We start from the raw sequence: 23,233 nt of genomic DNA, 5'->3' as shown, positions 1-23,233 counted from the left end.
ATTCATTCATTTCAAAGACTTAGACAAGCTAAACAAAACGCTTCCTGCATACTTCAGGCGCCCTTGACCTTTGTGCAACACACAGGTTTTACACTATCCCCATCGTTCTCCCATGCGCAGCGCCGATGGGCGCCCAGGAGTGCACATGAAGGTCAGTGAACTGGCAAGAATCACCGGCGTGACCGCCGAGACGGTGCGCCACTACACCCGCGAGGGCCTGCTGGCGCCCGATCGAGACCCTGACAACGGCTATCACCTCTATGGCGACCGCGATCGCGAGCGTCTGGACTTTATCCAGCGCGCCCGAACCCTGGGATTCAGCCTGGCCGAGATTCGCGACATCCTGTCCCACGCCGATCAGGGGGATTCACCCTGCCCCATGGTGCGCGACCTGCTGGCCGAACGGCTGCCGAAGATCCGCAGGCGCATCGCCGAGCTCGAGGCCCTGGCAGCGCGCATGGAAGACGCCATGCAGAGCTGGCAACACCTGCCCGACGGCGTCCCGGACGGACACAGCCTGTGCCGCCTGATCGAAAGCGTGCCGACGGCGTCCGTACCGGAAACCGCCACGGCCAGACAGCGGGAGTCGTCATGAATCGCCTCGAGGAGCACCAGTTTCAGGTAACCGGAATGTCCTGCCAGGGCTGCGTCGGGCGCATGCGCCGGGCCATCCAGGAGCACGACGCCGAAGCCCAGGTCGAAGGCGACCCCGGGAGCGGCACGCTGTCGGTTGCCTCATGCCTCGGCGCCGACGAATTAGCCGCCCTGCTGTCGCAAGCCGGCTACCCCGCCGAGGCAAGCGGCAGCGACGAGCAGATAACCGCCGACAGCGCGCCCACACCGCTAGCGCCCGCCGAGGCAAGCGGCACCGACGAGCAGATAGCCAGCGACAGCACGACCACGCCACAAGCACCCGCCGAGGCGCCGTCGCTTCAGGAAGAGCCCTCAGCGTCACTGCAAGAAGAGCCCTCAGCGCCTTCCCAGCGTCTGGCGATCCAGGGCATGACCTGCGCCGGCTGCGTGGCCAGTGTGCAGAAGGCGCTGGCCGCCACCTCAGGGGTCGAGCGCGCCGAGGTCAACTTCGCCTCCCATACCGCGCGGATCCACGGCGACGTTGACGCCGAGGCGCTGGTTCAAGCGGTGGAATCCGTGGGCTACGGCGCCGAACCCATCGTCGACCTGCGCCAGGCCGAACGCCAGCGTGCCGAACGCAACCAGCGCGAATACCGGCGCAAGCTCAAGGGCAGCCTGGCCTCGCTGGCGCTGGCGGTTCCGCTGATGGTGATGATGCTGATCCATCACCCTGAGCCGACGGGTCTTGCCCGCCTTGGCTGGGGGCTGGTGGGCCTGGCGACGCTGGCCGTGCTGGCGTTCCCGGGACGCGCCTTCTTCGTCGGCGCCTGGAAAGCGCTGCGTCACCACCGGGCCAACATGGATACCCTGATCGCACTGGGCACCGGCACCGCCTGGCTCTACTCCATGGCGGTGGTGGTGGCTGCCCCTTGGTTGCCACAGGCCGCCCGAGGGCTCTACTTCGAGGCCTCGAGCATGATCATCGGCCTGGTGTTGCTGGGCAAGGCGCTGGAACTGCGTGCCCAGGGCAGGACCTCGGACGCCCTGCATCGCCTGCTCGACCTGCAGAGCCAGAGCGCTCGAGTGGTGCGTGAAGAGGGCGAGCTGGACCTGCCCATCGACGAGGTTCGCCAGGGCGATCTGATCCGGGTGCGGCCCGGCGAGCGCCTGCCCGTGGACGGTGAGGTGGTCGAAGGCGACAGCCATATCGACGAATCGATGCTCTCGGGTGAGCCCGCGCCGGTGGCCCGAGGCCCGGGCGACGAGGTCAGCGCCGGCACGGTCAACGGCCGGGGGTCGTTGGTGTTCCGCGCGACCCGCGTCGGTGCCGATACCCGACTGGGGCGTATCACCGAACAGGTGGCCAACGCCCAGGGCTCCAAGCCACCCATCGGCAACCTGGCCGATCGCGTCTCGGCGGTGTTCGTGCCCAGCGTGATGATCATCGCCGTGCTCACCGCCCTAGCCTGGTACCACTTCGGCCCCGAGCCGCGGGTCATCCATATGCTGGTCACCGCCACCACGGTACTGATCATCGCCTGCCCCTGCGCACTGGGCCTGGCCACCCCGTTGTCGACCATGATCGGGGTGGGCAAGGCCGCCGAGCACGGCGTGCTGATACGCTCCGGCGAAGCGCTGCAGACCGCCAGTCGACTGACCACCCTGGTGGTGGACAAGACCGGCACCCTGACCGAAGGTCGCCCCAGGGTCACCGACTGCCGCTGGTTCGCTGGCGAAGCCAGCGACGACCGCACCCGGCTGCTGGGTCTGGTCGCGGCCATCGAGGCCCGTTCCGAACACCCCCTGGCCGAGGCCCTGGGCCGCTATGCACACGACCATGGCCATGACCATGCCGCCGCCGACACCAACCCCAGCGACGAATCTGGCGGCAGCACCGCTAGTGCCTCTTCTTTCGCCAACAGCACCATCGAGGCCTTCGAAAGCCTGACCGGACGCGGCGTGCGTGCCCGGGACGCCGAGGGACGACGCCTGGCCATCGGCAATGCGGCGATGATGCAGGAGGAAGGCGTCACACTCGCTGACCATGAGCTCGACGACTGGCAGGCCCAGGCCCGCACCCTGGTCTATCTGTCGCTGGACGGCGTCCTGACGGCGGGCTTCGCCATCGAGGATCCGTTGCGCGAGGACAGCCTCGACGCGGTGGCGCGACTGCGGGCCGATGGCCTCAAGGTGGTGATGCTGACCGGTGACAATAGCGCCACCGCCCGCGCGATTGGGGAAGAGGTCGGCATCGATGAGGTCCACGCCGAACTGTCGCCGGAGGACAAGCACGCCGAGATCGAGCGTCTTCAGGCCGAGGGCGAAGTCGTCGGCATGGTGGGCGACGGCATCAACGACGCCCCCGCCCTGGCCCGGGCCGACGTCGGCTTCGCCATCGGCCAGGGCACCGACGTGGCCATCGAAAGCGCCGGGGTGACGCTGATGCGCTCATCGCTTCACGGCGTCGCCGCCGCCATCGAGATCAGCCAGGCGACCCTGGCCAATATCCGCCAGAATCTGTGGGGCGCACTGGGCTACAACGCATTGTGCATCCCCATCGCGGCCGGCCTTTTCTACCCGCTCACCGGCACCCTGCTGTCACCGATGATCGCTGGCGCCGCCATGTCGGCCTCGTCGATCACCGTAGTGGCCAACGCCAACCGGCTGCGACTCAAGCGCCTGCGCCCCCAGAACGCGCGAGCGTCACACCCCGACACCCCGCCATCGCAGGAGGTGCTGTCATGAGCATCGTGGTGACCCTGACGGGACTGGGATTGATCGGCCTGATTGTGTGGTGGTTCTGGCTATCCTGAAGAGACCGCCACGCCAAGGAGCGCCCCATGAGCAAGCCTTCCGTGAGTGACCTGGATTCGAGCCCCAGCCCCCGCCTCAGGTCGGTGCTGGAAACCGCCCTGTACGTGGCCGACATGGCGCGGGCGCGAGCCTTCTTCGAGGAGGTGATGGGGCTTGCCCCCTTCAACGCCGACCATCGCTTCACCGCCTACCAGGTCGGCCCTTCGGTGCTGCTGCTGTTTCTCGAGGGCGAGACCCTGGAGACGGTGGTGCTGCCGGATGACATGGGCACCATCCCGCCCCACGACGGCCGCGGCTGGGTGCATATGGCGCTGGCCATCGACCGCGAGGAGCTCGGTGCCTGGGAGACGCGCCTCGACGCCCACGGGGTCCAGATCGAGGGTCGTACCCACTGGCCCAAGGGCGGCGAGAGCCTGTACTTCCGCGACCCCGACGGGCATCTGCTGGAACTCGCCACCCCGGGCATCTGGCCGAACTATTGATAACAGCATCGACACTGTCGCGGGGCGACTCGATCGGGCACGTCAGTCGACCGGCTTATTCGACGGGCCTAGTCGACCGGCTTATTCAACGGGCTCTGCGTGCTCCACCATCAGCTGCAGTGACTCGCGTCCGCGGAAGCGGTTGCGATTGAGCTTGTAGGCGCAGTGGAGGGTGGCGCCCACGTCGAAGTCCGGCAACTGGCCCGGGGTCAGGCAGCGAAACCAGATGGCCTTCAGGGTCAGTCCGCGACAGGACAGCTCCAGGGTCAGGTGACTGCCGTCACCCACCGGCTTGAGCCGCTCCACCAGAAAGCGCCCCTCGAACAGCGGCGCCTCGAACTCGCGGCCGAAGGGGCCAAGGCCCTCGATCTCGGCCAGGGTCTCGAGGCTTAGCTGATGCTCGCCGAGTTCACCGTCGGTGTAGAGCCTGGGCACCAGTTCCAGATCGCCGAGCTGTTCGCTGACCGCGGTGATCAGCGCCTGGCGGAAGTCGTCGAGACGTTCCTGTACCACGCCGACGCCGGCGGCGCCCCGGTGGCCGCCGAAACGCGTAAGCGCCTCGGGGGCCAGGTCGTGGGCGCGCTGCAGAGCATCGCGCAGGTGCAGCGCCTCCACCGAGCGTCCGGAGCCGGTCAGCATGCCGGCCTCGGCGGCGGGGGTCAGCACCAGGGTCGGCCGCCCGTAGGCCTGCACCAGGCGTGAGGCGACGATGCCCTGAACCCCCGGATGGCCGCTCTCCAGATAGACGATGACCACCGGCTCGTCGGCGTCCAGCGCCCGGCGGGCCAGCAGCCTGGCCTCGGCGACCATGTCGGCTTCGATGGCCTTGCGTGACTGGTTGTCGGCGTCCAGGGTCTCCAGGTGACGCCGCGCCACCCCGTCATCCCCGGCGAGCATGAAGTGAAGCGCCGCGTAGGGATCGTCGAGGCGCGAACGGGCGTTGATTCTCGGCCCCATCTGGAAGCCCAGGGTCTCGGCGTCGAAGGGCACGCTGTCGGCGCCCAGGCGCTCCGCCATTACCCGCCAGCAGGGCTCGCCCATGCGATTGATCAGCGCAAGACCGTGGCGCACCACCGCCCGGTTGATGGCGCTGCCACCCAGCGACACACAGTCGGCCACGGTGCCCAGCGCCACGTAGGACAGCCAGGGCGAGAGCTTGGGCGTGGACGGCGACAGTACCGCCTGTTCGATCAGTACCTGGCGGGTCAGCGACATCAACAGCCAGGCCACCATGCAGCCGGCGATGGTGGCGTCCGGGTAGTCGCAGTCGGCTCGGGTCGGATTGACCGTGGCATAGGCCGAGGGCGGCGGCCCTTCCTGGGGCAGAGCGTGGTGATCGCTGACCACCACGTCGATTCCCGCCGCCTTGAGCCTGGCGATACGCGCCTCGTCGCTGCTGCCGCAGTCGGCGGTAATCACCAGGCTGGGCCGCGGCGTCAGCTTCAGGGTGCGTTCCACCAGCGGCAGACTGATGCCATAGCCGTCATGAATACGGTGACCGATCAGACTGTGCAGACGTGACTCTGGCACCCCGAACAGTTCGTTCAGGGTGCGCCGGATCACCACGTGGGAGGTGATGCCGTCCACGTCGTAATCGGTGAGGATGCCGATGTGCTCGCCCTCGGCCACCGCCTGGGCGATGCGCTCGGCCGCTCTCGGCGCATCGGCCAGACGCTCGGGATGGACCAGATGACGTAGACTCGGGTCGACCAGCGGGCCGAGTTCGCCCTGGTAGTCGGGCAGGCGTCCGGCCAGCAGCCGGGCCTGAAGCTCCGACAGCCCGGCCTCGAGTCCCTGCCGATACAGCCTTTCGTTGCGAGGACGCGGTTCGATACGCGGACGCGGCTCGGCATGCTCGCTCGAGCCGGTATTTGCCGGAGAAGAGTGGGACATCGGATTCTCTGGAAGGTTGAAGCGAGGCTGGCGCAGGAGGGTGTCGGGAACCGAGAAGGTCGGCGCAGATGGCGTGCTGACCGCCACCTGCGCCGACGCGATACCGGCGCGTCCAACGCAGCTGGATCGACTTAACTGATCGGCAGCATCACGTGTTCGCGATAGGCGCTGCGCTGGGTCAGCTTCTCGTACCAGGCCTCGAGGTTCGGCAGGCTCGGGCGCTCGATATCCAGGGCGAACCACAGGTAGACGTAGGCCCCCAGCGGAATATCACCGATGCCGAATTCCTCGCCGGACAGCCAGGGCTGGCGGGCCAGCGCACCGTCGGCGATACGCAGGCTCTTCTCGAACCCGGCCAGGCCACGCTCGATGGCCGCATCGTCGCGGGTCTCGGGGGTGCCGCGCACCAGGTTCATGATCAGATCCCGATAGGGGCCCGCCAGACTGCCAAGCGCCCAGTCCATCCACATGCTGCAGCGCGCCCTGGCGCCGGCAGAGTCGGTCGCGAGCCGACCGTCACCGTGCACATCGGCCAGATAGCGGACGATGGTGTGGGATTCCCACAGCACCAGGTCGCCGTCCTCGAGACAGGGAATCAGGCCGTTGGGATTCTTGGCCAGGAATTCCGGCGTATCGAGCCCACCGAAGGGCCCTCCCAGATCGACCCGTTCGAGGTCGATCCCCAGCTCGATGGCACACCAGACGGGCTTCTTGACGTTGACCGAATTGTTGCGTCCCCACAGCTTCATGGAAGTCTCCCTGTCGGGATGCCCGGCAGCGGGCACCCTTGGCAAAAACCGATGGATAAGAACCGATTGGCACAAAACCGAGCCGAACGCCGCAAGGCGCTCGGCCCCATGCCGAAGGCCTCAGCGACGACGATGTTCGGCGACGAAGGCCTGTACCGCTTCGAGTCTAGCCGGCAGCACCTCGTAGCGTTCCTCGCGCTCGAGCAGATCGTCCATATGTGGCGGTAGCGGCACACCCGGGAAGCCGGCCTTGACCACTGCCTCGGCAAACTTGGCCGGGTGGGCGGTGGCCAGGGTGATCATCGGCGTAGAGGCGTCCCTGCGCTCGCGCTCGGCGGCACGATAGCCGGTCGCGGTGTGGGGATCGAGGATCTCCTGGGTGCGGTGGTGGGCCTCGCGGATCACCTCGAGGATGGTGTCGTCATCCACGCTGTGGCTCGAGAAGACCTCGCGCAGCCGGCCCAGCGGGGCTTCGGCCAGCACCGTCGGCTCGTTCTGGAAGCGCCCGAGCAGCTCGTCCACGGCGCCGCCGTCGCGGTCGTAGGCCTCGAACAGCAGACGCTCGAAGTTGGACGACACCACGATGTCCATGGACGGCGCCAGGGTGGCCAGCAGCTCCTGCTTGGAGAAGTCGTTGTCGGCCAGGGTGCGATGGAGGATGTCGTTGGCGTTGGTGGCGACGATGAACTGCTTCACCGGCAGCCCCATGCGGTAGGCCACGTAGCCGGCGAAGACGTTGCCGAAGTTGGCCGAGGGCACGCAGAAGCTGACCTGACGCTGGGGCGCGCCCACCGCCACGGCAGAGGCTACGTAGTAGACCACCTGGGCCATGATCCGCGCCCAGTTGATCGAATTCACCGCCACCAGCCGAGCCCCGTCGAGGAAGCTCTGGTCGGCGAAGCTGGCCTTGACCATGGCCTGGGCGTCGTCGAAGTTGCCTTCGATGGCGACGTTGAAGACGTTGTCGGCCAGCACCGTGGTCATCTGCCGGCGCTGTACCTCGGACACCCGGTTGTGGGGGTGCAGGATAAAGATGTCGAGGTTGTCACAGTGACGACAGCCCTCGATCGCCGCCGAGCCGGTGTCGCCGGACGTGGCACCCATGATCACCGCGCGCTCGCCACGCTTCTTGAGGAAGTGATCGAGGATACGTCCGAGCAGCTGCAGGGCCACGTCCTTGAACGCCAGGGTCGGACCGTGGAACAGCTCGAGCAGGAAGTGGTTGGCGTCGAGCTGATTGAGCGGCACCACGGCGTCGTGGCTGAAGGTCGCGTAGGCGTCCTTGACCAGGCCACGGAAGGTGTCGTCGTCGATCTCGCCGCCGACGAAGGGCTTCATCACCCGAAAGGCGATCTCGGCGTAGGACAGCCCGGCCATGTCGGCCAGGTCGTCGGCGCTCAGGTGAGGGAAGTCCTCGGGAACGTAGAGGCCACCGTCGGCGGCCATGCCGGTAAGGACGACTTCTTCGAAGGACAGCGCGGGCGCCTGCCCGCGGGTGCTGATATAGCGCATCTTGTGATTCCTTGCCGCCGCCCGGGGCGCGGCCTGAGATTCCAGCGAAGCGCCCGCGAAAGCGAGCCTGGGCCCGCTCCCGCAGGCATCATCAGTCCTGCTCGTCGAGGCTCTCGACGCGAATGCGGGTCACCGAGCCGGCGATGTCGGCCAGAGACTCGATGCGGCGAATGGCCTCGTTCATGTGCTTCTCGAGGGTACGGTGGGTCAGCAGGATGATCGGCACCAGTTCGCCCTCGGTGGCCTCCTTCTGGATCAGCGCCTCGATGGAGATACCCTCCTCGGAGAGGATCGTCGCCACCCGCGCCAGCACGCCGGGGCGGTCCACCGCCAGCAGGCGCAGGTAGTAGGCCGTGGTGATGTCTTCCATGGGCATGATCGGCAGCTCGTCACAGTCATCGGTGACGCCGCAGAAGGCCAGATAAGGCGTGCGATAGCGGTGCTCGGTGGAGATGTCGCGGGCCACGTCGAGCAGGTCGGCGACCACCGCCGAGGCGGTGGGCTCGTCACCGGCGCCGGCACCGTAGTAGAGGGTCGGACCGACGGCGTCACCCATCACGGCGATGGCGTTCTTGACCCCGTGGACGCTGGCCAGGAGCCGCTCCTTGGGAATCAGCGTCGGATGGACGCGCAGTTCGAGGCCGTCACCGGTGCGCTTGGAGATGCCCAGGTGCTTGATGATGTAGCCCAGGTTGTCGGCCTGCTCGACGTCCTCGGCGGTGACCCGAGAGATACCCTCGGTGTAGGCCTTCTCGAACTGCAGCGGCACACCGTAGGCGATGGACGCCAGGATGGTCAGCTTGTGGGCGGCGTCGATGCCTTCCACGTCGAAGGTCGGATCGGCCTCGGCGTAGCCCAGCGCCTGGGCCTCGGCGAGCACGTCCTCGAACGCCCGGCCCTCGTCGCGCATATGGGTCAGGATGTAGTTGCCGGTACCGTTGATGATACCCGCCACCCAGCTGATGCGGTTGGCACCCAGGCCCTCGCGCAGCGACTTGATTACCGGGATACCGCCGGCCACGGCGGCCTCGAAGGCCACGATCACGCCCTTTTCATGGGCCGCCTTGAAGATCTCGTTGCCGTGCACCGCGATCAGCGCCTTGTTGGCGGTGACCACGTGCTTGCCATTCTCGATGGCCATCATCACCAGCTCGCGGGCCACGTCGTAGCCGCCGATCAGCTCCACCACCACGTCGATATCGGGGTTGGTCGCCACCTCGAAGACGTCCTTGGTGGTACGAATACCGGTAAGGTCACAGGCGGGATTGATGCTGCGATGGGCGACCTGCTCGATCACCAGCGGGCGACCGGCACGCCGAGCGATCTCGTCGGCGTTGCGCGTCAGTACATTGAAGGTGCCGCCACCGACGGTACCCAGCCCACAGATTCCCACTCTCACCGGTTTCAATGTCATTCTCCCTTCTCGACCGTCGCCGCAAGCGACGGCTGTGTCAGCGATTTGGCGAGGCCCGAGTCTGGCTCGGGCCTTCTCGATTGTGTTGTCGGACGGGCTTAGCCGTCGATACCGAGGCGTTCGGCCAGCCGTTCGGCGGGCACATAGCCCGGGACCATGGTGCCGTCGGGCAGGATGATCGCCGGCGTGCCCTGCACGCCCAGCTCCAGCCCCAGATGATACTGCCGCTCCACCGGATTGTCGCAGCTTGTGGCGCCGCTCGGAACCTCTCCACTCTTGGCGGCGGTCATCGCCTCGCTGGTATTGTCGGCGCACCACACCTGTTCGAGCTGGCGGGCGCCTTCGCTCTGCATGCCGCCACGCGGGAAGGCCAGGTAGTTGACCTGGATGCCCAGCTCGTTGAGGCGCGGCACTTCCTCGTGCAACTTGCGGCAATAAGGACAGGTGGTATCGGTGAAGACGTGGATGGTGGCCTTGGGCTCATCGACCCCGCGATAGACGATCTGCTCGGACTCGTCGATGGCCGCCACGCGGCTGGCGCGGCTGGCGTTGCGGCTCTGCTCGGACAGGTTGACCAGGCCGTCCTCGGCGTTCTGGTACAGATCCCCCACCAGGAAGTGGCTGCCGCTCTCGTTGGTGTAAAAGGACTCCCCGGTCTCCAGACGCACCTCGTAGATGCCGTCCATGGGGGTATCCAGCACCTGACTCACCGGCATCTTCTGGCCGTTCACCTCAAGCTCATTGAGCGCGGCGGGAGGGGCCGCCAGCGCACCGCTGGTCCACAGGGCAGCGGTGAGCAGAGCGGGCAGGGAAAGCACGAACAGAGGGCGTTTCATGGGTCAGCCTCGAGGATGATGGTCGGCGTGCAGGGCTTCCAGTCGCGCCTGCGCCACATGGGTGTAGATCTGGGTCGTCGACAGGTCCGAGTGCCCCAGCAGCATCTGTACGACACGCAGATTGGCCCCATGATTCAACAGATGGGTGGCAAAGGCGTGCCTCAGGGTGTGTGGCGACAGTGGACGATCGATGCGTGCCACACTGGCGTAGTGCTTGATTCGGTGCCAGAAGGTCTGGCGGGTCATGGCGCCGTCGCCCCGTCCGGGGAACAGCGCCGGACGCTGGATATCGCTCATCAGCTCGCTACGCCCCTGGCGCAGGTAGCGCTCGAGCCAGTGGCCGGCTTCCTCGCCCAGCGGCACCAGACGGTCCTTCTGCCCCTTGCCGCGCACCCGCACCACGCCCTGGCGCAGATTGACCGCATCGGTGGTCAGACCGACCAGTTCGCTGACGCGAAGCCCTGCGCCGTACAGCACCTCGAGCATGGCGCGATCGCGCAGTCCCAGGGCGGTGGACAGGTCCGGCGCATTCAGCAGGCGCTCGACCTCGTCCTCGTCCAGGGTGTCCGGCAACGATGGCCGCACCCGCGGCAGGCGCACCCGGGCCAGCGGATCCGCTTCGATCATCCCTTCGGCCAGGGCCCAGCGGTAGAAGCGCCTGAGACTCGACAGCAGCCGGGCATTGCTGGTGAGCTTGTAGCCCTGCTCGCGACGCGAGTCCAGCCAGTCCGGCAAGGTCCGCTCACCCGGCGTGAGCAACACGCACGACTGATCAGCAAGCCACTTGGCCCAGGCCTCCAGATCGTGGCGATAGGCGCTCAGGGTATGGTCGCTGACGCCCTGCTCGAGCCATAGCTGGTCGAGGAAGCGGTCGATTGTCTGACGATCGCCGGCGCTCAAGCAACACCTCCTGGGCTGTGGGGCTGGCCATCGAGGGCACTGGTGAAGCACGAGAAGGCCCCCAATGCACCGACACCCCGCCCCACGAAGGTGGTGACGGGGTGTCGGGCGAGGGAGGCGGGGCCTCCCTCGGACTGGCAGACGCTTACGCGTCTTAGGCCAGCTTTTCCTTGATGCGCGCAGACTTGCCGCTACGCTCACGGAGGTAGTACAGCTTGGCCTGGCGCACGTCACCGCGACGCTTGACGCTGATGGAGTCGACCAGCGGGCTGTAGGTCTGGAAGGTACGCTCGACGCCGACGCCGTGGGAGATCTTGCGCACGGTGAAAGCGGAGTTCAGACCGCGGTTACGCTTGCCGATGACCACGCCTTCGAAGGCCTGGAGACGCTCGCGGTTGCCTTCCTTGACCTTGACCTGAACGACGATGGTGTCGCCCGGTGCAAAGTCCGGCACCTGCTTGCTCATCTGCTCGGCTTCGAGCGCCTGGATCACCTTGTTCTTGCTGCTCATTTGACTCACTCCTGAAATCGTTGTGATCCATCGATCGGTCGTGGGTGCCGATGGATCGTGATCCCGGCCCTCGAAGCTCGAGCGCGCGGGTCATTGATGACGCAGGTCCGTCAGCGGCGACTGGCCGCCTCGTCGGAATCCCGACGTTCGTCCTGCACCTCCGCCTTGTCGGCGTGTTCGTCGATGAACTCGTTCAACAGCCGCTTCTGCTCCTTCGACAGCTGCCTGCCCTCGAGCAGGTCGGGCCGCCGTTGCCAGGTACGCCCCAGGGACTGTTTCATCCGCCACTGACGGATCTGTCCGTGGTGACCGCTGAGCAGTACGTCCGGCACCTTGCGACCGTCGATTTCCTCCGGGCGCGTATAGTGCGGACAGTCCAGCAGACCGTCGTTGAAGGAGTCCTCGACCGCGGAATCCTGATGCCCCAGTACACCGGGCACCAGCCTTGCCGCCGTATCGATCAGCACCATGGCGGGCAGCTCTCCCCCGCTCAGGACATAGTCGCCGATCGACCACTCCTCATCGATGTCCGCTTCGACCACGCGTTCATCGATGCCTTCGTAACGCCCCGCCACCACCACCAGGGGCGGTCCGGACGCCAGTTCCCGCGCGCCCTGCTGATCCAGTCTGCGCCCCTGGGGCGACAGGTAGATCACCTTGGGACGCTCGCCGGTGGCCGCCTGGGCTCGGCTGCGGGCGTCGTGGATGGCACTTCTCAGGGTGTCGACCTTCATCAGCATGCCGGGACCACCGCCATAGGGGCGATCATCCACGGTGCGATGGCGGTCGGTGGCGTAGTCCCGGGGGTTCCAGAACTCCAGCGTCACCTGGCCCTTGTCGACGGCCCTGCCGGTCACGCCGTGGCGAGTAATCGCCTCGAACATTTCCGGAAACAGTGACACCACCCCTATCCACACGTTATCGATCTCCTGTCGACGCGGTTTTCGAACGCACTGCGCTCAAAACTCCGGGTCCCAGTCGACCAGCATCTCTCCTGCCTCGAGATCGACGCGCTTGACCACGTCATCGGGCAGGTAGGGAAGCAGACGTTCGCGATCGTCCGGGGCGTCGCCGCCCTTCACGACCATGACGTCGTTGGCACCGGTCTCGAACAGGTAGGCCAGGCGTCCCAGAGACACCCCTTCCAGCGTGACGACCCTGAGGCCTTCCAGCTGGTGCCAGTAGTACTCTTCACTGTCGAGTTCGGGCAGGTCTTGCTTGGCCAGCAGGATGTCCGCTCCGGCCAGACTCTCGGCGCGGTCACGGTCATCGACACCGTCCAGTTGGGCGACCAGGCCCTGTCCCTGCTTGCGCCCCTGCTTGAGGCGGTGGCGCGAAATCTGTCCGTCGTGACGGACCACCCATTCGGCATAGTCGAGAATGCCTTCCATGGGTGAGGTGTAGGAATACACCTTCAGCCAGCCCTTGATGCCGTAAGGACTGGTCAGCTTGCCCAGCACGACGTAATCGTCGCTGTGGCGATCGTCTTGCGCTTGGCGCTGCGCGCTAGGGCGTTGTGGCGATGCCATCTGGGTCAAACCTCTTTCACACCGGGACATTCACAGGCAAGGCTTGCGCCTCAGGCCTGCTTGCGAGCTTCCTTGACCAGCTCGGCGACGCGGTCAGACAGCTGCGCGCCGTGGGACTGCCAGTGGGCGATGCGGTCGAGGTCGATGCGCAGACGCTCTTCCTGGCCACGGGCCACCGGGTTGAAGAAGCCCAGACGCTCGATGAAGCGGCCGTCGCGGGCGTTGCGGGAATCGGTCACGGCGAGGTGGTAGAAGGGACGCTTCTTGGCGCCACCACGTGCCAGACGAATGGTAACCATACGTTGACTGTCCTTCGGTTGGGATTTCAGATAACGGCGACGGCCAGGCCAGCCACCGGTGTTTCGCTCACGACGAGGGCCGCGCCAGGCGCGGTCCTCGAGTGAAGAGGCAGTATTCTACGGAAAACCACCCCCCAAGGGAACCTTTTTTGCCGCTCATCCCTTGACGAGCGGCGCACCAGCGGTGCCAGGGCCGGGAGTGGCGGGCCCAGCGTATTGCATCTTCATCACGCTTCGGCGCTTGGCATTAAAAACAGCATCAGCGAAAAAAACTGACTCAGCGCCAGGGCATGCCGCCGGGGCCACCCATGCCGCCCATGCCACCGGGGCCGCCAGGGCCACCTCCGCCCATCATGCCGGACATGCCCCTCATCATCTTCTGCATGCCGCCTTTCTTACCGGCCTTCTTCATCATCTTCTGCATCTGCTTGTGCTGCTTGAGCAGACGATTGAGGTCCGGCACCTGCAGGCCGGCACCGGCGGCGATACGGCGCTTGCGCGAGCCGTTGATGATGTCCGGATTACGGCGCTCCTTCGGCGTCATCGAGTTGATCAGCGCCTCGAGCTTGCCAAGCTCCTTTTCGGGCCCAGGCCCCTGGGCCATCTCGGCCATCTGCCCCATGCCCGGCAGCTTGCCCATCAGGCCGCTCATGCCGCCCATCTTCTTGAGCTGCTGGAGCTGTTCGCGGAAGTCCTCGAGATCGAAGCCCTGGCCTTTCTTGACCTTCTTGGCGAGCTGTTCGGCCTTGCCCTTGTCGACGGTACGCTCGGCTTCCTCGATCAGCGACAGCACGTCGCCCATGCCGAGGATGCGCGAGGCCACACGATCCGGATGGAAGGGCTCGAGGGCATCGACCTTCTCGCCGACACCCATGAACTTGATCGGACGACCGGTGACGTGACGCACCGACAGGGCGGCACCGCCACGGGCATCACCGTCGGCCTTGGTCAGCACCACCCCGGTCAGCGGCAGGGCATCGGCGAAGGCGCGGGCGGTGTTGGCCGCATCCTGGCCGGTCATGGAGTCGACCACAAACAGCGTTTCGGAGGGCTCGATGGCCTGATGCAGCCCCTGGATCTCCTGCATCATCGCTTCGTCGATGGCCAGGCGACCCGCGGTATCGACCAGCACCACGTCATGGAACTGGATCTTGGCGTGTTTCAGCGCCGCCGTGGCGATGTCCACCGGGGCCTGATCCGAGCGCGACGGGAAGAAGTCGACCTCGACCTCCTTGGCCAGGGTCTCGAGCTGGTCGATGGCGGCGGGGCGGTAGACGTCGGTGGAAACCACCAGCACCTTCTTCTTTTCGCGCTCGCGCAGATACTTGCCCAGCTTGGCCACCGAGGTGGTCTTGCCCGCACCCTGCAGGCCGGCCATCAGCACCACGGAGGGCGTGCCCTTGAGCGACAGCCCTTCGTTGGCCTCGCCCATGGTGACTTCCAGCTCCTGCTGGACAATCTTGATGAACTGCTGGCCCGGCGACAGGCTGCGGGAGACCTCCTGGCCCACGGCACGTTCGCGCACTCGCTCGATGAACGCCTTGACCACCGGCAGGGCAACGTCCGCCTCGAGCAGCGCCTTGCGCACCTCGCGCAGGGTGTCCTTGATGTTGTCGTCGGTCAGGCGTGCCTGACCCTTGATCGACTTCAGCGTCTGGGACAGACGCTCGCTCAGGTTCTGAAACATGGGCCTCTCCAAATGCGATGGCCTCAAGGCGCCCTTGTCGAGACGCCCCTTGAGACGGCCGCCGGTGCGCGGCCTTGACGATGGCGCAAATTATACGCCTTGTGGCGCGGACTCTCCATGCAGTTGCCGGCAAGACAGCCGAAGAAGGCCGCCCGCTGGCTGTCAGCCGAGGCGCTATCCGGTATAGTCGGTGTCGAGGGGAAGGCATTCCCCGGACCCAGGATCCCTATCTTCAAAGGCGCCGGCAAGGCGCACGGACAGCACAGCATGCAGGCGTTACCTCTGGCTCTACTGGCCTTTGTCTTCTATCTGGCGGCTGCCTCCTGGCAAGGGCTGACCCTGATTCGCCGGGTACCTCCGCGCGATCTACTGGTACGTGGCTTCGGCACCCTGGCAGCGGCTCTCCACCTGGTCGTCGCCGGCGGCCTGCTTGCCCTCGAGGGCTCGATGCTGCCAGGACTGTCCACCAGCGCGGTGCTGGTCACCGCCCTGGCGGTGGTGGTGCTGCTGGGCGCCAGCCTGTTCAAACCGGTGCTCAATATCGCCGCCGTGCTGTTCCCCTTTGCCGGCGTGGTGCTGCTGCTCGGTACCGAACTACCGACCCCCACCAGCGCAAACGGCATGACCCCCGGCATCGCCTTCCACGCCGTCAGCTCCGCCCTGGCCTTCGCGGTGCTGGCCATCGCCTCGCTGCAGGCGATACTGGTAGGTGTCCAGAACAAGGCCCTCAAGCATCACCGGATACGCGGCGTGGTACAGGCACTGCCGCCGCTGACCACCATGGAGCGGGTGCTGTTCGAGATGATCTGGGTGGGCATGGCCCTGCTTACGCTGGCCATCGCCAGCGGGTTCGTGTTCCTCGACAACATGTTCGCCCAGCACCTGGTCCACAAGACGGTGCTGTCGCTGCTGGCCTGGCTGGTGTTCGCGGTACTGCTGCTGTGCCACTACCGCCTTGGGTGGCGAGGCATGCGGGCGGTGCGCTGGACCCTGGGAGGCTATATCGCACTGCTTTTGGCCTACTTTGGTAGCAAGTTTGTCCTTGAGGTGCTGTTAGCGCACAGCTAGACAGGAGGTCTCCTTGACACTCCCGGCCCGACCCCCTACAACTCGACCCCTACCCGCGACCAAGGATTTCACGTCTTGAACGACGACTTTCCGGTGGGCCTGCTGTTCGGCCTGCTCTTTCTGCTGATTGCCCTATCGGGCTTCTTCTCCAGTTCCGAGACCGGCATGATGTCGATCAACCGCTATCGGTTGAGCCACCAGGCCAACAGCGGACAGCGCAACGCCAAGCGCGTGATGCGCCTGCTCGCGCGTCCCGACCGGCTGATCGGCGTCATCCTGATCGGCAACAACTTCGTCAACAACCTGGCGGCCTCCATCGCCACCATCATCGCCATCCACTTCTTTGGCGATGTCAGCGGCCCCGCCATCTCCACGGCGATCCTGACCATCGTTGTGCTGATCTTCGCCGAGGTCACCCCCAAGACCTTTGCTGCGGTGAAGCCGGAGCGCATCGCCTACCCCGCCTCGATGATCCTGGAGCCGCTGCTCAAGCTGCTGTATCCGCTGGTGTGGGTGGTCAACGTGATCTCCAACGGCCTGCTCAGACTGCTTGGCGTCAAGAATATCGACGGCAATGGTGACAACCTCACCCGCGACGAGTTGCGCACCGTGGTCCACGAGGCCGGCACCCTGATTCCCCATCGCCACCAGGCCATGCTGCTGTCGATTCTGGATCTCGAGAATGTCACCGTGAACGACATCATGGTGCCGCGCCATGAGGTGGTCGGCATCGACCTCGACGACAGTCTCGAGGATATCCTGACCCAGATCCGCACCAGCCAGCACACTCGGCTGCCGGTGTTCAAGGGCGACATCAATAGCATCATCGGCATGCTGCACCTGCGCAATGCCGCCCGCTTCCTGTCCAGAGGAGAGGTGACCAAGGCGGCCATCGTGCAGGAAGCGCGGGAGCCCTACTTCATCCCCGAATCGACGCCGCTGCACACCCAGCTCTTGAACTTTCAGAAGCAGAAGCGCCGCATTGGCATCGTGGTGGACGAGTACGGCGACGTGGAGGGCCTGGTGACCCTGGAGGACATCCTCGAGGAGATCGTCGGTGAATTCACCACCGACGTGGCCGGCCAGGAACAGGACATGCTGCCCCAGAGCGACGGCAGCCACGTGATCGACGGCACCGCCAATATCCGTGATATCAACAAGTCGCTGGGCTGGCACTTGCCCACCGACGGCCCCAAGACGCTGAACGGGGTGATACTGGAACACCTCGAGTCCTTCCCCGACGGCCCGGCCTGCCTGCAGATCGGCAACATCCGCATGGAAATCCTCGAGATGCGCGACAACCTGATCACCTCGGTCAGCTGCTGGCCCGGCACTCGCCGCGTCCTGGCAGAATCCGACGCGGGCGACTGACCACCGCAAGGACCAGAGGGACGTCAGTCGCGACGCGACATGCAGGGAAGGAACCAGCGGGCAAGGCACCAGCAGGCAGAGTACTTGCCAGCAAAGTACTGACAAGCAAAGCACTAACGAGAAAGGGACGGCCGAGGCCGTCCCTTTCTGCGTTATCACTTCCCTAACCCGACCTTCCCTCTGCCGGAGCCTGCGTACCCCGGCGGCGGTTGCCTCAGGGCTTACCGGTCTCGACCCAGCGATCGGCTTCGGCCTTGAGCTCGCGCACCCGGGCCTCCAGCGACTGACGGGTGGCTTGCCCCGGCGGCACCGGCTCGTCGAAGTAGAGCGCCACCCGGGCGCGGCAGCGCCTGGGGAAATGGGCCAGAGCCTTGCCGTGACAATTGGAGGTCCACGAGCCCCACAGGCCCGACAGCGCGGCAGGAATCACCGGCACCGGGTCCCTCGACAGGATCAGATCGAGGCCCCGGCGGAAGGTCTTGACCTCACCATCCGACGTCAGCCGCCCTTCCGGGAACAGCATCACCACGTCGCCGTTTCTCAAGGCGCGACTGACTTCTTCCAGGGCGCGACGCACATTGCCCGGGTCACGACGATCCGATTCCACGGGTATCGCCCCGACCATGCGAAACAGCCAGTTGAGGCGCTTCGACTCGTAGATCGGACGATCCATCAAGAAGCGCAGCGGCCTGGGGCTGCCGCCGCCCATCACCAGCGCATCCATGAAGCTGACATGATTGCACACCACCAGCGCCGGCCCGCGCGGGGGCACGAAGCGACGCCCCTGGAAGCGAAGTCGGTACAACACATGGATAAAGGCAAACACGAAACGTCGGATATACACCGCCGGGGCGCGATAGAAGCGCCAGGCAGCGATGCAGGCAAGCAGGCCGACGAGGCCCCAGACGAGTACGTCGATCACGGCGTGTCGTTCACCTGTCTATCGCCCCTCTGGTCACGGCCTATCTGCTTGAGTCCGGCGAGGGTGGTCGACAGCAGTTGATCGAGCAGCTCCTCGACCTCGAAGGCGCCGCCCTGGGAATAGCCAAGACGGTCATTGAGCCCCAGCTGCACCAGGCCATGAACGCTACCCCACAGGGTTCGCGCCAGGCGCTGCGCCTCGAGCGATTCGAGATCCGGCTGATACTCGGTCAGGGTCCCCTCGACCCGGGCAAACAGTGCGCCGATCATGTCGGTCTGGCGCTGATCGAGCTCGCCTTCCTGGGCCAACGGATAGTCGAACATCAGCTGCCAGCGATGGGCGTCTTCGCGGGCGAACTTCCAGTACCCCTGGGCCAGGGCACGCAGCCGGGCCTCGGGCTCGGTGGTGTCCACCAGCAGGGGCTCCATCACCGTGCGCAGCCGACCGAGGCTTTCCAGGTTGACGTGCTGAAGCAGGTTGTTGAAGCTGCCGTAGAGTTTCAGCAGGGTGCTCGGCGCACAGCCCACCTCCCGGGCCAACGAGCGCAGCGACAGGGCATGCACCGGCTGCTCAGCCAGCCAGGCATCGCAGGCGGCCATCACCTGGGCGTGAAGCTCCTCGGGGGCATGCTGTCTTGGACGCGCCATCGCTCTTCTCTCTCGCGGCCGGACATCGGCGGCTTCAGGTTCAGCGGTATCGTTCAGCATACATTAATCGAACACTGTTTTCGACCGCTCATTATGCCCCCTTCGCCGCGACAACGGGCTCAAGGCTTTCCTGACACCGGGAGCTTGGGTACGCTGGCCCTCCAGATCGCAGGAGCCCCCATGACCGGCCGTCTCTATATTCCCGCCCGCGCCATCGAGACCGCCCTCGACGACCTCGATGCTCCGGCCCAGGCCATCAGCGGCGTCAACATGGCCCCGCGCCGTCCACTGTCGATCATCCGCCTGGAAGCTGGACGCCCGACCCTGGGGATCGGTTTCTGGGGCCTGACACCGCCCTGGTTGCAGGTACTCGATCACGCCCCCCACTGCGCCCGCGCCGAAAGCCTCGACTCGCGCCCGATGTTCCGTGACGCCTTCCGCGCGCGGCGCTGCCTGGTGCCGGTAGCCGGCGCCTACGCCTGGCAGCCGCGTCCAAACTACAAGCAGCCCTTCTTGATCACCAGGGCAGACCGCGGGCCGATGCTGCTGGCCGGACTATGGTGTAGGTTTCACACCACCCTTACCGACTATAACGACTCCTTCGCCTTGATCACGGTACCTAGCCCTGGCTTTCTGGCCCCCCTGACCGACCGTCTGCCGGCGGTCGTGCCCCCCGGCCAAGCGAGGGCCTGGCTGGACCCGCAGAGTGATCCCGAGGACCTCAAGTCACTGTTGAGCCCCCCTCCCGGGGAACTGTTGGGCGCTTTTCCGGTATCAAGACGAGTGAACAATCCTCAAGAGCAAGACCCATCCTGTGCCCATCCCATCGGCAAGATGTGGCGCCAGACTTCCAAGGAGACGTGATGGCTTCGACCCTCACACGACGCGGCGCCAGCGCCCTCGTCGCCACCCTGATCGGCCTGTGGCTGCCGTTGGCTCAGGCTTCCGCGGCCCCGACCGCTACCAGCGAGCAACCGCCCACGGCTCAGGCCGACGCCGACGTGGCCACCGCCACGACGCCGATCGTCAGCCCCCACGATGATCGCGACTATCGCGTACTGACCCTGGACAACGGCCTCGACGTCCTGCTGGTCAGCGATCCCGAGGCCGACAAGGCGGCGGCTTCACTCAATGTGTCGGTGGGCAGCGCCCAGGATCCCGATGACCTGCAGGGGCTCGCCCACCTGCTCGAACATGTGCTGTTTCTGGGCACCGAGGCCTACCCCGAGCCCGACGCCTACCAGGGCTACATCAGCCGCCACGGCGGGCGCCACAACGCCTTCACCGCCTCGCTGGACACCAACTACTTCTTCGATGTGGAACCCGAGGCCTTCGAAGGCGCTCTGGATCGCTTCAGTCGGTTCTTCATCGACCCGCTGTTCAACGCCGACCGCCTGGGCAGCGAGCGCAACGTGGTGCACTCCGAATATCAGGCGCGCCTGCGCGATGACGCACGCCGCGAGAACGAGGTCCTCGACGCCCTGCTCAATCCTGCCAACCCCACCGTGGGTTTCTCGGTGGGCAGCAAGGAGACCCTGGCCGAGCGGCCCGAAGGGGAGCCCAGCCTGCGCGAGCGGGTCATGAACTTCTACGACAACCACTACGGTGCCAACGTCATGCATCTGGCGGTAGTGGCGCCGATGCCGCTGGATCAACTGCAGACACTGGTGGTCGAACGTTTCGCCGAGGTGCCCGATCGCGGCCTCGAGGCACCCGTCATCGACACCCCACTGGTGGATCGCTCACGCCTGCCGCTGGCCGCCGAGGCCCAGTCGCTGCGCGACGCTCGCCGCGTCAGCTTTCTGTTCCCGGTGCCCGACCCCGTGCTCAGCTATCGCCACAAGCCGGCCAGCTACATCGCCAACCTGATCGGTCATGAGGGACCCGGCAGCCTGTTGAGCCGCCTGCGCGAGGCCGGCTGGGCCGACGGCCTGTCCGCCGGCGTCACCCGAGGTGACGGCCGCCATGCACTGCTGGCCGTGGATGTCAGCCTGACCCCCGAGGGGCGCGAGCATCTCGATCGCATCCAGGCCAGTCTGTTTGCCACCATCGAGCAGATTCGCCAACAGGGCATCAGCGAGGAGCGCTACGACGAGCAGGCCAGCCTGTCCGAGCAGGCGTTCCAGTTCCAGCAGCACGGTAACGCCCTGGACGAGGCCATGCGCCTGTCCATGAGCCTGACCCACTACCCGCTCGAGGACGTCAACCGCGCCGACTACCGCATGGACGGGCTCGACGCAGAGGAAGTGCGTCGCTGGCTCGATGCGCTGCGCCCCGACAACATGATCCGCCTGTACACCGGCCCCGAGGTCGAAGGCGACCAGCGCAGCCGCTACTACGACACCGCCTGGCAGGAGACGCCATTGGCCGACACCGCAGCCGACCCCCTGGCGGGGCTGGCACTGCCCGAGCCCAATCCCTTTATCGCCGAGGACCTGGCGCTGCTTGAGGCCCACGACGAGCGCCCCTCACTGCTGATCGACACCCCCGAGGCCGACGCCTGGTACAAGGCCGATGCCGAGTACGATACGCCCAAGGCCTCCTGGCGCTTCAGCCTGCAGCACCCTGGCGCCAGCCAGTCCCCGCACCAGGCCGTGCTGACACAACTGCTGGCCGGCTGGCTCAACGACAGCCTCAACGAGAAGCTCTACGCCGCACGTCTGGCGGGACAGAAGTATGAAGCCTATGCCCACTCACGTGGCATGACGCTGTCCTTCACCGGCTGGCGTGACCGCCAGGACAGGGTGATACGGGAGGTGATCGACCAGCTCAAGCAGGGTGAGATCCGCGACGCAAGCGTTGCCCGAGTACGCTACGGCCTGGAAAAGCAATGGGGCAATGCACCACGCAATCCGCTCTATCACCAGGGTCAACGCACCCTGTCCGAGGCGCTGATTCGGCCCCAGTGGTCCCCCCAGGTGCTGCTCGAGGCACTGTCCGACCTCGAGCCCCAGGACCTGCGCGACTTCCGCGAGCGCTTCCTCGACGAGCTGCACCTGCAGGCGCTGGTGGTCGGCAACCTGGAAGAGTCGCTGGCACGCGACGAGGCCGAGCAGGCCATCGCGGCGCTTGAGCCCAGCCTTGGCGCGGACGCCATCACCGACCTGCAGGTACTCAAGGCAGTGGATCTGCCGAGCCTGACGCCGGACTCCAGCCGAGACGAGTCGCTGCTGATTCGCTACCTGCAGGGGCCGGACCAGGGTATCGCCACCCAGGCCCGCATCGCGGTGCTCGGCAAGCTGCTCGAGACCCCCTTCTACCAGCAGTTGCGTACCGAACAGCAGCTCGGGTACATCGTCAGCGCAGGCTACTCACCGCTGCTGCACGCTCCGGGCATCAGCCTGCTGGTGCAGTCTCCCTCCACCCAGAGCGACGAGCTCAAGGCCAGGGTCAGCGACTTCCTCGACCGTGTGCCCGAGCGTCTGGACAGCCTGGATGACGACACCCTGGCCACCTATCGCCAGGCGGTCCACGACGAGATTACCCAGCGTGATTCAGGCCTCGAGGAGCGCACCACCCGCCTGTGGCAGGCGCTGTCCTACGGCGACACCGACTTCGATAGGCGTGAGCGGCTGGCCGCCGCGGTGCTCGAGGTCGACGCCGCCAGCCTGAAGGACAGCTGGCAGCGTCTGGGTGGCGCCGCAGTGGTGGACGTGACCTTCGATCCGGGCGCCGCACCCAGCGACGTCATGGCGTTGAAAGGCGACCTGGAAGCCCTGCCCGGTGACGAGGAAGAAGCGCTGTCACCGACGCCGGCGGACACCAGCGCCCAGGCGGCCAAACCCTGACAGGGCTCTGCCAAAAGGCCCTGGCCCACCCCATCGCCCCCTGCTTGGGGGCGATCCCGCCCGGCTGGCGACGCCGCCGCCGACAGCAGTGACGACAAGGCCCGACCCGCCTCGCCCGGCGGGCCTTGTGGTTTCACCCGCGTCGTTTCACCCGCTTCATCACACCTGATACATGGCACCTGATTCATGGCGCCATATTGATGATGCCCGACACGGCCAGCGCGACGCCGTGCGTCTG

The 23,233-nt window shown here is 66.0% G+C and carries 20 protein-coding genes; 7 read left to right on the top strand and 13 right to left on the bottom strand.

The window, feature by feature from the left end; all coding sequences use genetic code 11:
- Positions 1-145: 145 nt before the first annotated feature.
- The 3 genes from NFG58_RS02625 to NFG58_RS02615 all read left to right on the top strand — a co-directional run bounded on the left by NFG58_RS02625 (position 146) and on the right by NFG58_RS02615 (position 3,869).
- Positions 146-595 (top strand): MerR family transcriptional regulator, encoded by a 450-nt coding sequence (locus NFG58_RS02625; RefSeq protein WP_108448495.1) that lies wholly within the window; start codon positions 146-148, stop codon positions 593-595.
- A complete protein-coding gene (locus NFG58_RS02620; protein WP_348827545.1) occupies positions 592-3,318 on the top strand; it encodes a heavy metal translocating P-type ATPase in 2,727 nt (908 codons plus the stop codon). Before NFG58_RS02625 ends, NFG58_RS02620 begins: the two co-directional genes overlap by 4 nt.
- Positions 3,319-3,413: 95 nt before the next feature.
- The gene (locus NFG58_RS02615; protein WP_348827544.1) at positions 3,414-3,869 is read left to right on the top strand and encodes a VOC family protein; all 456 of its coding nucleotides are present in this window, start codon (positions 3,414-3,416) and stop codon (positions 3,867-3,869) included.
- 81 nt (positions 3,870-3,950) lie between these two features.
- On the opposite strand, the gene recJ is transcribed toward NFG58_RS02615, so the two are convergent.
- The 11 genes from recJ to ffh form a co-directional block, all read right to left on the bottom strand.
- Positions 3,951-5,762, bottom strand: a complete 1,812-nt coding sequence (gene recJ, locus NFG58_RS02610; RefSeq protein ID WP_348827543.1) for a single-stranded-DNA-specific exonuclease RecJ — start codon at positions 5,760-5,762, stop codon at positions 3,951-3,953.
- 131 nt (positions 5,763-5,893) lie between these two features.
- Complete coding sequence (locus tag NFG58_RS02605) at positions 5,894-6,511, bottom strand: glutathione S-transferase (protein WP_045991326.1); 618 nt, start codon at positions 6,509-6,511, stop codon at positions 5,894-5,896.
- 120 nt (positions 6,512-6,631) lie between these two features.
- On the bottom strand, positions 6,632-8,023 hold the full coding sequence (thrC, locus tag NFG58_RS02600; RefSeq protein ID WP_045991327.1) for a threonine synthase: 1,392 nt from the start codon (positions 8,021-8,023) through the stop codon (positions 6,632-6,634).
- A 91-nt stretch (positions 8,024-8,114) separates the two neighbouring features.
- On the bottom strand, positions 8,115-9,431 hold the full coding sequence (locus NFG58_RS02595) for a homoserine dehydrogenase (protein WP_045991328.1): 1,317 nt from the start codon (positions 9,429-9,431) through the stop codon (positions 8,115-8,117).
- A 104-nt stretch (positions 9,432-9,535) separates the two neighbouring features.
- Positions 9,536-10,273, bottom strand: coding sequence for a DsbC family protein (locus tag NFG58_RS02590; RefSeq protein WP_045991329.1), 738 nt, complete (start codon positions 10,271-10,273; stop codon positions 9,536-9,538).
- 3 nt (positions 10,274-10,276) lie between these two features.
- Positions 10,277-11,173, bottom strand: coding sequence for a site-specific tyrosine recombinase XerD (gene xerD, locus NFG58_RS02585; RefSeq protein ID WP_240184197.1), 897 nt, complete (start codon positions 11,171-11,173; stop codon positions 10,277-10,279).
- Between the two features lie 154 nt (positions 11,174-11,327).
- Positions 11,328-11,684 carry a 50S ribosomal protein L19 gene (gene rplS / locus NFG58_RS02580; protein ID WP_045991330.1) on the bottom strand — a complete coding sequence of 119 codons (357 nt, stop codon included), beginning with the start codon at positions 11,682-11,684 and terminating at the stop codon, positions 11,328-11,330.
- 110 nt (positions 11,685-11,794) lie between these two features.
- On the bottom strand, positions 11,795-12,601 hold the full coding sequence (gene trmD / locus NFG58_RS02575; RefSeq protein ID WP_108131204.1) for a tRNA (guanosine(37)-N1)-methyltransferase TrmD: 807 nt from the start codon (positions 12,599-12,601) through the stop codon (positions 11,795-11,797).
- A gap of 42 nt (positions 12,602-12,643) precedes the next feature.
- Entirely contained in the window at positions 12,644-13,213 is a 570-nt protein-coding gene (gene rimM / locus NFG58_RS02570) for a ribosome maturation factor RimM (protein ID WP_045991332.1), read from the bottom strand.
- Positions 13,214-13,263: 50 nt separating this feature from the next.
- Positions 13,264-13,512: a 30S ribosomal protein S16 gene (gene rpsP / locus NFG58_RS02565; RefSeq protein WP_045991333.1), complete on the bottom strand. Its 249-nt coding sequence runs from the start codon at positions 13,510-13,512 to the stop codon at positions 13,264-13,266.
- Between the two features lie 277 nt (positions 13,513-13,789).
- Entirely contained in the window at positions 13,790-15,199 is a 1,410-nt protein-coding gene (gene ffh, locus NFG58_RS02560) for a signal recognition particle protein (protein ID WP_045991334.1), read from the bottom strand.
- A 267-nt stretch (positions 15,200-15,466) separates the two neighbouring features.
- Here ffh and ccsA point away from each other — a divergent pair, with 267 nt between their 5' ends.
- Both ccsA and NFG58_RS02550 read left to right on the top strand, forming a co-directional pair.
- Positions 15,467-16,267, top strand: coding sequence for a cytochrome c biogenesis protein CcsA (gene ccsA, locus NFG58_RS02555; RefSeq protein WP_045991335.1), 801 nt, complete (start codon positions 15,467-15,469; stop codon positions 16,265-16,267).
- A 75-nt stretch (positions 16,268-16,342) separates the two neighbouring features.
- Complete coding sequence (locus NFG58_RS02550) at positions 16,343-17,638, top strand: HlyC/CorC family transporter (RefSeq protein ID WP_045991336.1); 1,296 nt, start codon at positions 16,343-16,345, stop codon at positions 17,636-17,638.
- A gap of 214 nt (positions 17,639-17,852) precedes the next feature.
- Here NFG58_RS02550 and NFG58_RS02545 read toward each other — a convergent pair whose 3' ends face one another.
- Positions 17,853-18,560, bottom strand: a complete 708-nt coding sequence (locus NFG58_RS02545) for a 1-acyl-sn-glycerol-3-phosphate acyltransferase (RefSeq protein ID WP_348827542.1) — start codon at positions 18,558-18,560, stop codon at positions 17,853-17,855.
- Positions 18,557-19,207 carry a TetR-like C-terminal domain-containing protein gene (locus NFG58_RS02540; protein WP_108131203.1) on the bottom strand — a complete coding sequence of 217 codons (651 nt, stop codon included), beginning with the start codon at positions 19,205-19,207 and terminating at the stop codon, positions 18,557-18,559. Before NFG58_RS02540 ends, NFG58_RS02545 begins: the two co-directional genes overlap by 4 nt.
- A gap of 180 nt (positions 19,208-19,387) precedes the next feature.
- On the opposite strand from NFG58_RS02540, the gene NFG58_RS02535 reads away from it, so the two are divergent.
- Together NFG58_RS02535 and NFG58_RS02530 are read left to right on the top strand one after the other, a co-directional pair.
- Positions 19,388-20,071 carry an SOS response-associated peptidase gene (locus NFG58_RS02535; protein WP_348827541.1) on the top strand — a complete coding sequence of 228 codons (684 nt, stop codon included), beginning with the start codon at positions 19,388-19,390 and terminating at the stop codon, positions 20,069-20,071.
- Positions 20,071-22,995 (top strand): insulinase family protein, encoded by a 2,925-nt coding sequence (locus tag NFG58_RS02530; protein ID WP_348827540.1) that lies wholly within the window; start codon positions 20,071-20,073, stop codon positions 22,993-22,995. The genes NFG58_RS02535 and NFG58_RS02530 overlap by 1 nt, the downstream gene beginning before the upstream one ends.
- Positions 22,996-23,233 lie beyond the last annotated feature (238 nt).

The sequence above is a fragment of the Halomonas sp. RT37 genome (assembly GCF_040070525.1).
In the GTDB taxonomy this organism is placed as follows: domain Bacteria; phylum Pseudomonadota; class Gammaproteobacteria; order Pseudomonadales; family Halomonadaceae; genus Halomonas; species Halomonas litopenaei.
This window is presented reverse-complemented; position numbering and strand designations above follow the sequence as displayed.